This window comes from Streptosporangium sp. NPDC023963 (genome assembly GCF_040639135.1).
Lineage (GTDB): Bacteria > Actinomycetota > Actinomycetes > Streptosporangiales > Streptosporangiaceae > Streptosporangium.
Window position 1 is genome coordinate 1 of sequence record NZ_JBEZZK010000030.1, and the last position, 13,243, is coordinate 13,243.

Here is a 13,243-nt window from a genome sequence, read left to right on the forward strand (position 1 = left end):
CTCCGGCGGATAGTTGTTCGGCACAGCAGACTCCTTCTTCCGGGAACCAGGGTTCCCCAGAGATCAGGTGTCCACCAAACCGGGCCAACTCCAGTCCAGGATCCGGGCTCAGGTAGAGCGATTGATGAGGAACTGACTTGCGGCTCTGTGGCCACCCGTTGATCCGCATGTTCCTGTGCATGCTTGATGTCCGCGTTGATCATGTTGCGAAGCTGAGCTCGGTCGGCCTGCGACTCCAGGACTGCCACCTTCCGCCCGGGGGGTGACGGTCGACATCTCCCGGCCAGAGGTCAACACACATTGGACGGACAGCGGGAACGCTCATGAGGAACGGGGGCTCAAGCACCGGGGCCGTGCCGATGTACGTCCGGTGCCGATCCCGCCGGAACTGGCTGCGACCCTTCGTCGGCACATCGAGGAGTACGGGACCGGCACGGACGGGCGGATCTTCCGTAGTGAGCGTGGCGGCGTGATCGCCTCGACGGCCTACACCGAGGTGTGGCATGAGACTCGGAAATTGGCCTTCACCCCGGCTCAGGTGGCCTCTCCCCTGGCCCGCAGACCGTACGACCTGAGGCACGCGGCGGTCTCACTCTGGCTCAACGCGGGTATCTCGGCTCCCGATGCGGCAGAGCGGGCCGGACACAGCGTGGACGTCCTGCTGCGGGTCTACGCCAAGTGCCTCGACGGTCAGAAGGACGCGGCCAACAAGCGGATCGGTGACGCGCTCATCGCATGACATGCCTGCCGTACGACCAGGGCCTCGGAGACTCTCCGGGGTCCTTCTGCGTTTCAGGAGACCGGTTCTCAGCGGTGTGCCTCCCTGGCGGCCCGAACTGCGGCGGGAACCTCCTGGAGATAGAGCCGAAATCCTTCCGCTTCCGGCTCGAAGCCCAGCGAGGTGTAGAGGCGGTGAGCGCCATCGGCGGCATGACGCTTGTGGGACAGGAGCTGGACCTTGTTGCACCCCGCGGATCGAGCGTCACTGAGAAGTCGCTCCATGATCGCGGTGGCCACGCCCGTGCGGCGATGACCGACGGCGACCACGACCGCTTCGACGAACGCGGTAGGGGAACAGCTGTAGGTCAGGTTCGGCATCGTCATCAACGTCGCCGTCCCGACCACCTGATCGTCGACCTCAGCGAGGTAAACAGTGAGATCGTCGGATCGCGTCATCCGTGCCCAGGTCCGCTGTTCAGGATCCGAAGCTGTGCGGGGAGAGTCATCTTCGGGATCCTGCTCGGCGGCGTAGACCTGCAGGACCGCCAACAGGTCCTCTGGGCGGGCAGTTCGAACAGTGCACGGTACGGCAACGTTCATCACCTGATCAGCATGCCCATCTTGAGCAACCATGGCCACCAGACGCCCGCGAAGCCGAGGGAACAGCTGCCAGCCGATAGGACGCTAGAAAGCTAGCGCGACCCGGGAGAACACGGCCAAGATCATTGCACGCATATTGGTGAAGTGGTGACATGCGGCTGCTTCCGGCTGCCTACGCCTGCATGTCCCGGAAACGCAAAAGAGGCCCCGAAGGGCCTCTGAGCTGCCAGTTTGGCTGGTGGCAGGTGCAGGACTTGAACCTGCGTAGGCTGAGCCGACGGTTTTACAGCGGGCCGACGATTCCGAGTGCGGCACGCCTTTGAACTGGCCATACGGCTCCGCTTGGGGTCTGGGCGTGCGAGACCATCCCGCACATATCCCGTAGGGCTGCATGAGCTACCTCGCACCGAACCGTGGCTGCCAGATTGGACGTCGACTGGCGACGACTAGTCCCATCACTTTCTCAACCTGCACCGCATCTCCTCCGGCGCCTAGTCAACTGCAGGTGTCATCCCTCCACAGCTTGCGACGGCGCCACGCCACGCCGCCGGCGGGCCGGGGCTGAGGAACGAAGCCCTGGACCTCCGATCGCCCCCAACCATGTACGTCCTAAACCATCGCAGGGCGATCGTGAGGGCGATATCTGGACGGTGGTCGGGTTCTAGCGCGTCCGAAACCGTGTCGTAGCCCCTCGCCTGTACGTCTAACCTGGCTGGTGACTGTCTGACACGTCTGGAAGGGCAAGGTTGCGGGTGAGACTGAGGCAAGAAGCTCGCGTCCTCAAGGAGAAGGCCATCTCGTCGATGGTCACCGCGACCGAGGCGTTCAATTCGCCGCACGACAAGGGACGGGCGACCAGGGTCCTTCTGCATCTTCAGCACTCCTTCGAGATGCTGCTCAAGGCGGCGCTCGTCCAGAAGGGGATCAGCGTGTTCGACCCGACCCTCGGTCGGTCGCTCGGCTTCGAGACCTGCGTACGCAAAGCCATGGAGCATCCCGACATCAAGCTCAGCGAATCCGATGCAGGCACGCTCAGGGCGATTGATGCTTTGCGGGATGAGGAGCAGCACTGGTTCAACCAGGTCTCCGAGCAATTACTGTACGTGCATGCTCGGGCCGCCGTGACGCTCTTCGACGACTTACTCCAGCGCGTGTTCAAGGAGCCGCTGGCTACCTACCTACCCTTCCGGGTATTGCCAGTCTCCGTTGACCCGCCGCGTGACCTCTCGCTTCTCCTGGACGAGGAATACACACAGATCGCCGCCTTGCTCCAACCTGGTCGGCGCGCAACACATGAGGCGCGAGCACGGATACGGACCCTGTTGGCGATGGAAGCCCACACTGGACCGGAGACCCGCGTCTCAAGCAAGGACGTCGACCGGGTACAGGCGGGTGTTCGCGGAGGGGCATCACGTTCGGAGGTTTTCCCTCGCCTACAGCAACTGGCCACTGCCACGGACGGCGAAGGCCTCTTGATTAAGCTGCGCTTCGTGAAGAACGATACCGCTCCGCCAGTACGTTATGTCGCGGATGAGACCGTGCCAGCCGCAGCGATCCGGGAGGTCGATCTCCAAGCCAAGTTCCATCGCTCAGCGACCGATCTGGCCAAGGATCTCGACATGACTCGACCTAGGTGTACCGCGCTACGGCGTCACTTGGGCATCGACACGGATCCAACTTGCTGCCACGAGTTCATCTTCGACTCCCAGCGTTTGCCACGCTTTTCTGACAACGCCTTTAATCGCCTACGCACGGGGCGAGACACCCTGGACCTGGAAGCCGTCTGGAGGGCGCACAACCCGTCCGCCCGTAAGCAGGAGTCATGCGCGGTTCCTGACTGCCAGGCGAAGTAAGGCGACGGTGCGTCCAGGGTCGGCGGGCGGCCCTGAGTCCCGCCGTCGACCGGGACCGGCGCCCACGCCGCACGCCCGGACGGCGGGCGGGCGGCGGGCCGTGCGGCGGCGTGGAGCGCCGTCGCCTTGATACCTACAAGAACAATTCGGCAATGGCTTAAGGATACTTATTTTGAGAGAACTCTAAAAGTCGCGCGGCAGCTTCGCCAACAATTAGATGACACCCGCTAGAACGGGGTTGTCTGTGCTTTCGTTCGACGCGTCCCCAAGACGTCTTGAGCAAGATTCGTAAGAACTTGGGAACCAGTGCCAAGCGGAAGTGCAGCGAAATTGTGTGCTAGTGCCACAGGAATCACAGCATCTTGATATAAGAGTGTACCGATTTTATCTAGCAGTTTTGCGCTGGAAGATAATGTCGGATATCGACTCAGCTCTACGCCATCCGCATCATCTATTGGCTCACCCACAGGTAGCGGCGGGATGCTAAAAACAAGAACACGCCCGTCGGTGGCTCGGTATATAAATCGACGGCCATAGTCAGTGTCATAGCCATAACTGCGGTTTCCAGCACGATGCTGAATATGATCACGAATATACCAGTCCGGCAGACACATCAATGTGCCGGGAGGTATGTGTTTTCGGATATGCCCAGCGTGTTCGGCAATGGTTCCGCCTTTTTCTAAGCCTATAATAACAGGCAATCCAACCCTGCCCGCTCGAAGCTCAGAGGCATGCATATCTTGTAAGAATCGTAGTGCATACCTCTTAAGGCCTGCCGGTCGGCCAAACATCGAAAGGGGGCCATCTAGAATAAACGCCACATGGGGAAGCAGGCGCCCATCATTGGCTACAGAGAATATTCGAATTTGCCACAAAAAAGTCAGGAGCTCTAAGACGTTCATTAGTCGTCCTAGAGCTGTAGCATTAGACCCATCTTCGAGAACTTCGTCCCCAGTGCTTGCTGCGTCGCTAAAATATATCTGTGTCCCGCAGACAGAACATGCAGTGCCACCAAAGGGAACGGAAATTTTCTCTGCCCCGCAACCCCTGTCATGCCTACCAGGGCACTTATTAATCATTGTGGAAGTCGCCGGGTTGCCCGCATCTCCCAGAACATGACTTAACACTTCCAAAAGCGAAGTTCGCAAGTGGCCAGGGCCCTCAATTATAGAACTAGACATGAGAGTGTGCACTGCCTCGCGCCAAGCCTCATGCATCGTTTGGCCAGGCCTCTGAGTAACCACACTTGTTGGAACTACCCCGTTAACGAGCGCCGCACTAGTAGCTGAGGCAATTGCCACTGGATCTACAAAACCGCCTGGTGCTGGCGGATGGAAAGCATCCAAATGCGCGCAGATACCCGCTACTTTTGTGAATCCGACCCTCGCGGACGGGAAATCAGGGCGAACCTCGATCTCCTGGCACGAGCCGTCAATAGCTACTGCATAAGAAGGTTCTGGCAGTCCTGAATCATTGAGGTTTTGAGCAGGAATGAGTAAGTCTGCTATTGGCGGCGGGCCCTGGGTAGCAGGAGGAAGATGAAACGTAGCAAGAGCTTGATTCACTGCCGGATCGAGTGCGGTACGAACATGACCAAGCCGGCTAGCACGCTCAGGGGTGCCTTGCGGCTTTATATAAGGCATAATTTTTACTCCTGAACATCGAATAGAGGAGTAAGAGCAGGCAACTTGGAAGCGAGTTCCGACAGGCCCGCTTCGCGCCGGGCCTCATTGATCATGCTTCGATCGAACAGCGCTATCTGGACCGGGACCACGTACTTCCCTGAACGCGTCTTAAGTCGAACGAATCCTCTATCCTCAGCAGAGAGGATAGCCTGTTCAAAAGATTTAAAATCGTAGTATCGGGATAGCGCATTTATTTCTTGAGTATTGTTGAGATGGGCTACGATCCAGTTGCTAGTGTTGGCCAAAATAGCCGGGTGTACAGCAGTCACTTCTTGTGTAGCGTAGATTAGCCCGATTTTGAACTTAGCCGCCTCTTTAGCCAGCCGCACATATGGATTAGGTGCATCGGCATCATAAGACTTTCGATCAAACAGCCGGTGCGCCTCTTCTATGACGATCTGCATCCTATGCGCGGGCTCATTCTCTGTAAAGCGCTCAGTTGCTTTACCGAGGATATGATTAATGATTCTTTCGGAGAGGAGTTGAAGCACCTGCTCGGTCCCTCTCGAAAGATCGACAATAACAAGGTTTCCCTTAACGAGATCTTGGTGTACGCGCACGGCATAATCAGACCGTGCAGCTGGATTGTGAAATGGGCTAGCCCGACGAACCCAACGCCATCCCTGTTGAACGCCTGTGGGTTGATAGACAGGGACGATCGCGTCGATTGACTGATCGTTCAGCCATTCAGTCGCATCCTGGTTGCCTGCTTCGCGTTGCTCTAGGAGCCAATCGAGAATTGCTTGCACCGCATCGACACCCTGAGCCTGAACTTCCCCGCTTTTAGGGACAGTAAGAGTGAACGAGAAGTTCTGATCTCCGGTCATTGCATTGACGAGATCGCGCTTCATTGAAGTCTTGAAGGTATAATTTTCGGGACAGGTGAACCCTGCCCGTCCTAGAAGAGCGTAGAAACAGAATCGCGCTCTGCTAGATCTGTTCCTACGTGAGAAACTAGCCGTCGTAGGAGCTATCAGTTCTGCATTAATGAAGTTGGTAACATAGTTACCTGTGGTAACAGTAGCTAGCACAGAGCCGATTACTTCTTGAGCAGCAATGAGCTGCTTGGAGTCATAGAAGTTAATCTGCAGCGGCTCCACTTCTCTGTCTTCTGGAATGTTAACCGGGTCGGCCCCAAAGCGATAAATAACAACATCCGAGCCCAGATCGGATAGAGCTATCCCCTCATCTTGAACGTTTGGATTGGCGTATTCGCCTTGGGGGTCGAAAAATAACTGACCAATCGGATCGCCAATCCTTTTCGCATGCCGGAATGTGGCCGTTGCGAGAGTTTTCATCGTGTTTGATTTTCCCATTCGAGTCATACCAAACACGGCAGTTTTCATTTCGATGAAGTCGTCGACTCGAACTTCTACGGGGACAAGATGTTCTCCATGGCGCCGAGCTCGACGGCGAGTGGAAGAGTAACGAACAGACCCGATAGTAAGAAGATCGGGCCGTATGTCTTTACGTGCTTCATCTTCGGTTATCTGCGGATACGAGGCAATCGCTGCTAGAGCTGCCGGCGATGGCTTATATACGTGATAGCGACTTGCCGCGTAAACGTTGTCGAGATCAGCTCCAAAGTCGAGTATCGACTTACCGTTCGGGAGGTCAGTCTGATAAAACGTTCCAAGGATACGGCAGTTAAGGCCAGAACGTTGCATTTCTTGTTGAGTAAGACCATCCACTGTTACACCAGTGCCAGTTAACATTTGGCGCATAGCAAACTCGCGAACCTCTATAAGCTCAGCTTGGCGAGGAAGCATGCAAGTATCGTCAACACGCAGTAATAGAACTTCTTCATCCTCAGGGGCAGCTGGAGCGTCCAGAGGCATCACCGTGGCTAGCAAGAAGGAATGCTGAGGGATTCCTCCAGCTGCGGCTTTCCACTTGTCGTCCGTAGAAACCTGTGCGTACTGAAAGTCGAGATGGTAGATGCCGCCGATACGCCTGGCACCTCCGAGGAGCCGGTCATGGAGCAGGGAAGTACCCATCAGAGGGACAGTCGTAAGATCAGCCATGGGGGAAGGGCCTCCACTAATCTCATACGGGTGCACAGAGTTTTAGAAGTATCACGTGCCCCTGACGCTTAGGAAGTTCCTAGTAGTCGATACCGGTCTGATGTCGGGATTGTCGGGTAATTAGTGACTAGTAGCTCTTCGCGCGTCTTGCGACGTTCGGAGCCAGCTGCCGTGTACCGATTGTTCACTAAGAGTCGACTTTGTCCGATATAATCTGTATATAGCGATCTGGCAAGATCGTTATCGTCGTACGACAGCAGCCATTGAAACTCGCTCGTACCGTTAATGGCTTGCGCCAGATTCTTGTGTTCGGTGCTCTCAAAAGACCACTCGTAGAGAAACGGGGCTTTTTCAACATAGGGCGGATCTAAATAAATGAGCATCTCGTCTGGCGTCAACATATCAAACCTTTTTTTTGCTCGCTCTACTGTAGATCTCCAATCTAGATTCCAGACATCAAGAATTCTTCCGCTAGTAGCTAGATCGGCTACTGCAGAGATTCTGCGTTCTAGTCCTTTTTTGCCGAATCGGCAATCAATCTTATATTCAGATTTTTGAGATCTTCCACCAAGAGGACCAGCTCGCCCGTGAAGGATTCCCGAGAAGGTCGTACGATTCAGAAAAAGGCACTTTAGTGCAGTCTCTCTACGCCCCTTCGGCTCAGCAAGCCGCCACCAGTCCCAGCGCTCTACCGTGACTGGCTCGTTCCACATGGCATTGATGAGCCATTTCGAATCAAATGCCGCAGTATGCCAGAATGCGGCAAGCAAAGGATCTGCGTCTGCCAGGACGACATGATCTACGTGGTCTGTTCCGGCTAAACGAAGAGAAGTGGTAGCGCCGCCACAGAACGGCTCAACGAGGAGGCGTGGAGGCGGCACGTTTGCTTTGATTATTCCTTCAATTACTGGAACCAATTGTCTTTTGGCTCCAGGATAACGAAGAGGGCTGACTATAGACTGTTTGAAGAAGTCTGGATCAAACAAAGGTAGAGGCTTATCGAGTACGGCTTCTTGGGGCCATGGCCGTCTCCGAAGGGCCCTCTTAGGGCTCGTCTTCATATGCTCGAACCTTTCGCTCCCCTAGCTCGGCATACCGTACCGGGTGCACCTGAAACTCATCCTGACACCTGGCACAGCCTCTAGAATTTTTCTTGAGGGCCAGTAGGGATATATCAAAATGTGACTTCTGTGGTTTTCAGCCTTGTCATCGTTATAGCTTACGAGAGCTGCCCCGTCGAGCGATAGTGCTCTACTGCATCCCTCCTGGTCATGTCTACTGTGTGACTCGTCTCAAGATGCAAGTCTTCATCGATGCTTCTTAGCTCATCAGTGTTCAGGCGATCTGTGTACTCGTGTCCCAGATTGACCCATTTTTATGCACAAGTCGCTCTTCGTGATGGCGTGCACTCTGTATTGATGCCCGTGTACGCCAGGGAGGTTGGCCTGTAACTTCGCTGTGTGGCTACCAACGAAGAGCGGTCGCGGTGGATCGTGCACGGGGAACGGCTCATCTATGACAACCGGTGGATCCGGTTGGGGCTCGTTGACGTGGCGATCCCGGACGGGGAGCGGTTCGAGCATCATGCGGTGCATCTGGATCGGGCGGCGATCGCGGTGGTCGTCGACGAGCAGAATCGGGTGCTGATGATGTGGCGGCACCGGTTCCTGTTCGACCGGTGGGGCTGGGAGCTTCCCGGCGGCCTGGTCGACGCCGGCGAGGAAGCGATCACGACAGCTGCCCGTGAGGTGGAGGAGGAGACAGGGTATCGACCCAAGGAGATCGAGCCCCTAATCACCTACCAGCCGATGGCCGGCATGGTCGACTCCGAGCACAGCCTGTTCCTGGTGCGGGGTGCCGATCTGGTCGGGAGCCCGACCGGGGAGATCGAGGCAGACCTCATCGAGTGGGTGCCGATGGCAGAGATCCCGGCGATGATCGCCCGCGGGGACATCTGGACGTCGGGGACGCTGATCGGTCTGTTCGCGGCGCGGGATCGGCTCAGCGCAACGAGCGGCTGACGGCTCGGGCGAGCTCCTCGACGCGTCGACGTTGCCGGCTGGATCCGGTCATCGTCGCAAGATGCTGGGCGCGCTGGATGTGGGGTTGGGCAGCGTCGGGCTCTCCGCGGGCGAGAAGAGCATAGCCCAGGTCGCAACGGACGCCGGATTCGGCGCGGTTGTAAGTGCCGTCCATCCCGGCCAGTGCGGAGCGCAGGTCCTCGACGGTTCCCGGATCGCCGAAACGCACCAGGCAACTCCCCCGCCAGCGCGCCAAGTGGTGAGCGTTGACCGACAGGTAAGGCATGTCGGGGTCGGCGTCGCCACCGGGTAGAAGTGCAGCGGCCTGTTCCAGAGCAGTACGGCAGGTCGTCTCGTCACCGAGGATCGCGGCGCCTTCGGCTTCGGCCGCGGACATCCAGGTGCGGAGCCGGGCGGGGATGCGGTCGCGGTAGGTAGCGTGGATGTACTGGAGGAGTTCGGTGCCTTCGGCGGGGCGGCCGAGTTCCATCAGGACGTATGCCTGTTCGCCGGAGACGTAGGCGATGAGGGCGGGATCGTCGGCTTCGCGGGCGGCGGCTTTGGCGTGCTCATAGTGGTTCCAGGCGTCGTTGAGCGCTCCGGTGTGAATCGCCTGCCATCCGGCCAGTGAGGCAGTCTCGGCCAGGACGTGGGCGAGCTGGGCACGGATGCCGGGGCGTACGGCGTGGCGGTGGGCATGTTCGACATGGGATATCTGGGCGCGCATCTTGTCGGCGATGGCGATGCCGCCAAGTCGGCGGTCCATGAGACGCAGATTGTTGGTGTCGGTGGTGAGGATCATGACCATGGTGGGGTCGATGGCGGCGGCTGCTTCGATCCGAGCGGTCAGTTCCTCGCTCTGCTCCTGGTGGTGGTCGCCGTAGTTCCCGGTGGGGGATGCGGTGTCGAGGGGGGGCCAGGCCGAAGAGCATGCGGGCGTGGTCGGGCAGGCCGAGGCCGGTGGCGATGCGCTCGTAGACGTCCAGCTCGGTGATGTGGGACTGGTTGTGGCTGATCCGGCTGAACGCGTCCCTGGGACAGGCCAGTTGCCGCGCCGATGTCCACTTGGCTGGCGCCTGCGTACTTCGCGGCGAGTTTGAAAAGTCCTGCTACGTCGCGATTTTTGAGGATTTCCCTGCTGTCTTCGCGGTCCCATACTTTAGCTGGGATCTTGATCGGTTCGAAAGCGCTCCCGTTCATTCCGCCCTCCGGTTGTCGGTTCCCGAGGTGGTGCGTCGCTACATGTCGAGACCCTATATGCCTTGGTGGAATATACGCGTGGGATAGGGCTGAGAAGTTCTTCCATCGATCCTTTCCGGTATGACAACACCGGTTAAGTGCGATGAATGCGATGGGCGCGGCTGGAAGATCGTCACGCGGCGGGGACATGTCGCTACCTCGTTTCTGGGAGGTGCGGTTTCCTCTCAGGAGGACTGCCTGTACTGCGACGGTCCCGAGCCCATTGTCGAGATGTTCGAGTGGGAGGTCTTCACCTCCGAGGGCGTCGACCGGCTCGGGCCGTGCGGCACCAGCTCGGGGCAGGCGACCTCAATGGACGAGCTGCGCAAGGCGCTGCGCAGGATGGAGCCGCAACCGGCGCTATGGGGGCGGATCACGCGGCGGCTCTACGACTTCGGCATGGCGCCGGGCGACTGGTCACGGCAAGTGATCTTTCACGCCACCGTGGATCTGGCCGGTTCGGTGCGTTTCGAGCGGCGGGAATCGTGAGCGAGGATTTTCCCGACGGGGAGCGTCATGTCTGTCTGAGCATCTCGTTCCGGCCGCTCCGGGTTGCATGCCTTTGGCCTGGCATAGGTCGCGGCGTTTCGGGCGGGTTCGGGTGGTGGCCTGGACCTGTCATGAGCATCGGGTGACGTTTTACGAATTGTGCGATGCGGGCGGGTTGTCGTTCATTCGTAAGACGGTTCAGGACAAAGGGAAGGTGACCGTGTTTCACAGTGACGCGTGGTCGCCTGCTCAGGCGCGGGTGGTGTGGATCAGAGTTCTGGCAGGGTTGGCCAGGTAGGTGTTTCCTGCGGTCGCGGGTCCTGACAGGGCTGCTCTTAGCCGCTACTGTACTTGTGCAGACAAGTGGAAGAGTGATCGGGCGGTTAAGATGAGCAAGGATTTCGCCCCTCCGAAGTATGCCCAGGTGATGGGCACGATTCAGGAGCGCATCGAGGCCGGGCAGTACGCGGCCGGCGACATGCTGCCTTCGGAGACGCAGCTCGTCAGAGAGTTCGGCGTAGGTCGCACGACGGTGGTGCGGGCGCTTCAGACGCTGGCCATGCAGGGCTGGATCGAGCGTGAGCACGGCCGCGGCTCGTTCGTGAAGGGCCGTCCCGAAAGTGCCGTCGATCGCATCCGGCCGGGGCTGGCGGTGGCCGAGCAGTCCGAGAACGGTGACATGGTCACCGACGTCGCCCGTGTTCCGGCCCCTCGACCTATCGCCCGCCTTCTCGGCGTGGAGGACAAGACCCCGGTGATCTCGCGTCGGCGGGTGGCCAAGCAGGGTGGCCGGCTGTCTGCGGTGGAGACCCTGTGGTTCCCGTTGGAGATCGCGTTGGGGACCGACGTCGACAAGCCCGAACCGCTCGCGCGCGGGGTGCGTCATCACCTCCAGGCGGTTAAGCATCTGCGCTTCGATCACGTCACTGAGCGGCTGACCGCGCGCAACCCCACCAAAGAAGAGGCCGAGTTGCTCGGCTCCTCCAAGCCTGTCATGGGGGTGCTGGCCAGCGTGCATGACGCCGCTGGGGCTGTGCTCTTGGTGATGAGCGTGGCCTTGCCAGGTGATCTTCATGAGCTGCAAGATGTCTACCCCGTGACATAGGGCGATTTCGGGTGGTGTCATGCAAAGCTCTCCGCGTGTACTCGGTGAAGAGCCGTTCAGAAGACAGTCATTTTGGCGGAGCCAGAAGGGCGGCTGTCTCGCCTTGATCCTCTTGCCGGTGATCGGGCTGTTTCTCCTGGTCAAGATCCCCATGTGGATCAATGACGCGAAACTAACGGCCATGATCAACCGGTTTGAGAGCTACCCTCTGCCAGCGGAGAGTGAGCTGATGGACTACAGCGGCCCTGATGCCTCCATCGCACTTCGCGGCAATGGCGACCATTGTGACTACCGCGCCCGGTTCACCCTGCGCACTGCACTCACCGGCCAAGAGCTCACCGAGTACTACGACCGCGCGAACATCGCAGGAGTCGGAGAAACCCCGCCAGACATCACTGTGTGGACGCCGGAGCCATCGAGGCGTTCCGCGTACGACCCCGGGGAAGGGCTCCCCAGCGGGATCGTGATCGTTGAGCTTTATGACAGCACCGGTCCTGGCCTGGACTTTCGCTGCCGATGATCTGCTGAGACCTGCCGTCACAGCAAAGCTTCTCATCGACCTTTCTCCTTAATCACTTGTGCGGACAAGTTGAAGTAGCTACTCTCAACTCAATCGGACAAGTGGACGACCGAACATCGGCCGTCCAAGTGAAAGGAACACCCGACATGGCCATCCAAGGCCCCATCCCTGTCCACTTCGGGCAGGTCTTCCCGCACGGCTGCTTCATCGTCGGCGAGGTCGAACAGGTCAAGGACTTCGACGCCTCATCCAAGGGCCGCACCGTCTACGCCAAGGACAAGAACACCGGAGAGTTGGTGTGGCAGGTCGCCGTCATGGATGCCGACCCGACCGTGAAGGCCGGACAGAAGACGGTCTCGGTCAAGATCCTGTCTCCCATCCAGCCGACCGTTCCGGCTGCGCTGCCGGGCCTGCCGTTCGTGCCGGTGGAGTTCGACGGCATGACCGCAACCTCCTACGTCAACCAGAACACCGGACGCCTGGCCTGGTCCATCCGAGCCACCACGATGCGCCCTCCCCGCACCGCCACGGCTCCTGCTCGGCAGAGTGCTCCGGCGCCGGTCAAGGAGACGGCCGGCAAGGACGTGGCGGCGTGAGCGAACACAAGCCCTACACCTACGTCACCGCGTCGATTCACGAGGGCGTCACCCGATTCGATGTCTCGTTCTGCACCTCGGAGATGTCGGCCAAGGCGTTCGGGGGCGACGGTGAGCGACCGTTCCTGACCTTGTCCAGCACTGAGGCACACATGACGGTCACCACCACGGGCGGCGGGCCGGTCACCGAGCAGGACGTGACCCTCGCGCGGGAGATCTTCACCGCTTCCGCGCGCTACCTGGCCAACTGCGAGCGCCTCCACGCAGAACAGCCGGTCAACCCCACCGACCAGACCACACCGCCCGGTGAGGTCGCGGCCTGACACGTAAGCGGGGCCGCCAGAAGCGCCAACTTCCGGCGGCCCCTCGGTTCTCCCTCTCACGCGAATTC

13 protein-coding genes are annotated in these 13,243 nt (G+C 59.1%); 8 read left to right on the forward strand and 5 right to left on the reverse strand.

Features of this window, described 5'->3' with window-relative positions; all coding sequences use genetic code 11:
* Positions 1-370: 370 nt before the first annotated feature.
* Positions 371-739 carry a hypothetical protein gene (locus tag AB0F88_RS43370; RefSeq protein WP_362698197.1) on the forward strand — a complete coding sequence of 123 codons (369 nt, stop codon included), beginning with the start codon at positions 371-373 and terminating at the stop codon, positions 737-739.
* A gap of 68 nt (positions 740-807) precedes the next feature.
* Here the strand turns inward: AB0F88_RS43370 and AB0F88_RS43375 are convergent, their stop codons facing one another.
* Positions 808-1,353 (reverse strand): GNAT family N-acetyltransferase, encoded by a 546-nt coding sequence (locus tag AB0F88_RS43375; RefSeq protein WP_362698200.1) that lies wholly within the window; start codon positions 1,351-1,353, stop codon positions 808-810.
* Between the two features lie 719 nt (positions 1,354-2,072).
* Here AB0F88_RS43375 and AB0F88_RS43380 point away from each other — a divergent pair.
* Positions 2,073-3,173, forward strand: a complete 1,101-nt coding sequence (locus tag AB0F88_RS43380) for a DUF3644 domain-containing protein (protein ID WP_362698203.1) — start codon at positions 2,073-2,075, stop codon at positions 3,171-3,173.
* 227 nt (positions 3,174-3,400) lie between these two features.
* On the opposite strand, the gene AB0F88_RS43385 is transcribed toward AB0F88_RS43380, so the two are convergent.
* The 3 genes from AB0F88_RS43385 to AB0F88_RS43395 form a co-directional block, all read right to left on the reverse strand.
* On the reverse strand, positions 3,401-4,075 hold the full coding sequence (locus AB0F88_RS43385; protein ID WP_362698206.1) for a hypothetical protein: 675 nt from the start codon (positions 4,073-4,075) through the stop codon (positions 3,401-3,403).
* A 746-nt stretch (positions 4,076-4,821) separates the two neighbouring features.
* Positions 4,822-6,855, reverse strand: coding sequence for a DUF87 domain-containing protein (locus tag AB0F88_RS43390; RefSeq protein ID WP_362698209.1), 2,034 nt, complete (start codon positions 6,853-6,855; stop codon positions 4,822-4,824).
* Between the two features lie 95 nt (positions 6,856-6,950).
* Positions 6,951-7,868 (reverse strand): DNA adenine methylase, encoded by a 918-nt coding sequence (locus AB0F88_RS43395; protein ID WP_362698212.1) that lies wholly within the window; start codon positions 7,866-7,868, stop codon positions 6,951-6,953.
* Positions 7,869-8,342: 474 nt separating this feature from the next.
* Between AB0F88_RS43395 and AB0F88_RS43400 the strand changes: the two genes are divergently transcribed.
* On the forward strand, positions 8,343-8,903 hold the full coding sequence (locus AB0F88_RS43400) for an NUDIX hydrolase (RefSeq protein ID WP_362698215.1): 561 nt from the start codon (positions 8,343-8,345) through the stop codon (positions 8,901-8,903).
* On the opposite strand, the gene AB0F88_RS43405 is transcribed toward AB0F88_RS43400, so the two are convergent.
* On the reverse strand, positions 8,884-9,705 hold the full coding sequence (locus AB0F88_RS43405; RefSeq protein WP_362698218.1) for a hypothetical protein: 822 nt from the start codon (positions 9,703-9,705) through the stop codon (positions 8,884-8,886). The two genes, AB0F88_RS43400 and AB0F88_RS43405, sit on opposite strands and share 20 nt — an antisense overlap.
* Before the next feature lie 518 nt (positions 9,706-10,223).
* Here AB0F88_RS43405 and AB0F88_RS43410 point away from each other — a divergent pair.
* From AB0F88_RS43410 to AB0F88_RS43430, 5 genes are all read left to right on the forward strand, one after another.
* Positions 10,224-10,631, forward strand: coding sequence for a hypothetical protein (locus tag AB0F88_RS43410; protein WP_362698221.1), 408 nt, complete (start codon positions 10,224-10,226; stop codon positions 10,629-10,631).
* A gap of 388 nt (positions 10,632-11,019) precedes the next feature.
* A complete protein-coding gene (locus tag AB0F88_RS43415) occupies positions 11,020-11,736 on the forward strand; it encodes a GntR family transcriptional regulator (protein WP_362698224.1) in 717 nt (238 codons plus the stop codon).
* Between the two features lie 19 nt (positions 11,737-11,755).
* A complete protein-coding gene (locus tag AB0F88_RS43420) occupies positions 11,756-12,256 on the forward strand; it encodes a hypothetical protein (protein ID WP_362698227.1) in 501 nt (166 codons plus the stop codon).
* Between the two features lie 146 nt (positions 12,257-12,402).
* Positions 12,403-12,852: a plasmid replication, integration and excision activator gene (locus AB0F88_RS43425; protein WP_362698230.1), complete on the forward strand. Its 450-nt coding sequence runs from the start codon at positions 12,403-12,405 to the stop codon at positions 12,850-12,852.
* Complete coding sequence (locus AB0F88_RS43430) at positions 12,849-13,175, forward strand: hypothetical protein (protein WP_362698233.1); 327 nt, start codon at positions 12,849-12,851, stop codon at positions 13,173-13,175. The genes AB0F88_RS43425 and AB0F88_RS43430 overlap by 4 nt, the downstream gene beginning before the upstream one ends.
* The last annotated feature ends 68 nt before the right edge of the window (positions 13,176-13,243 follow it).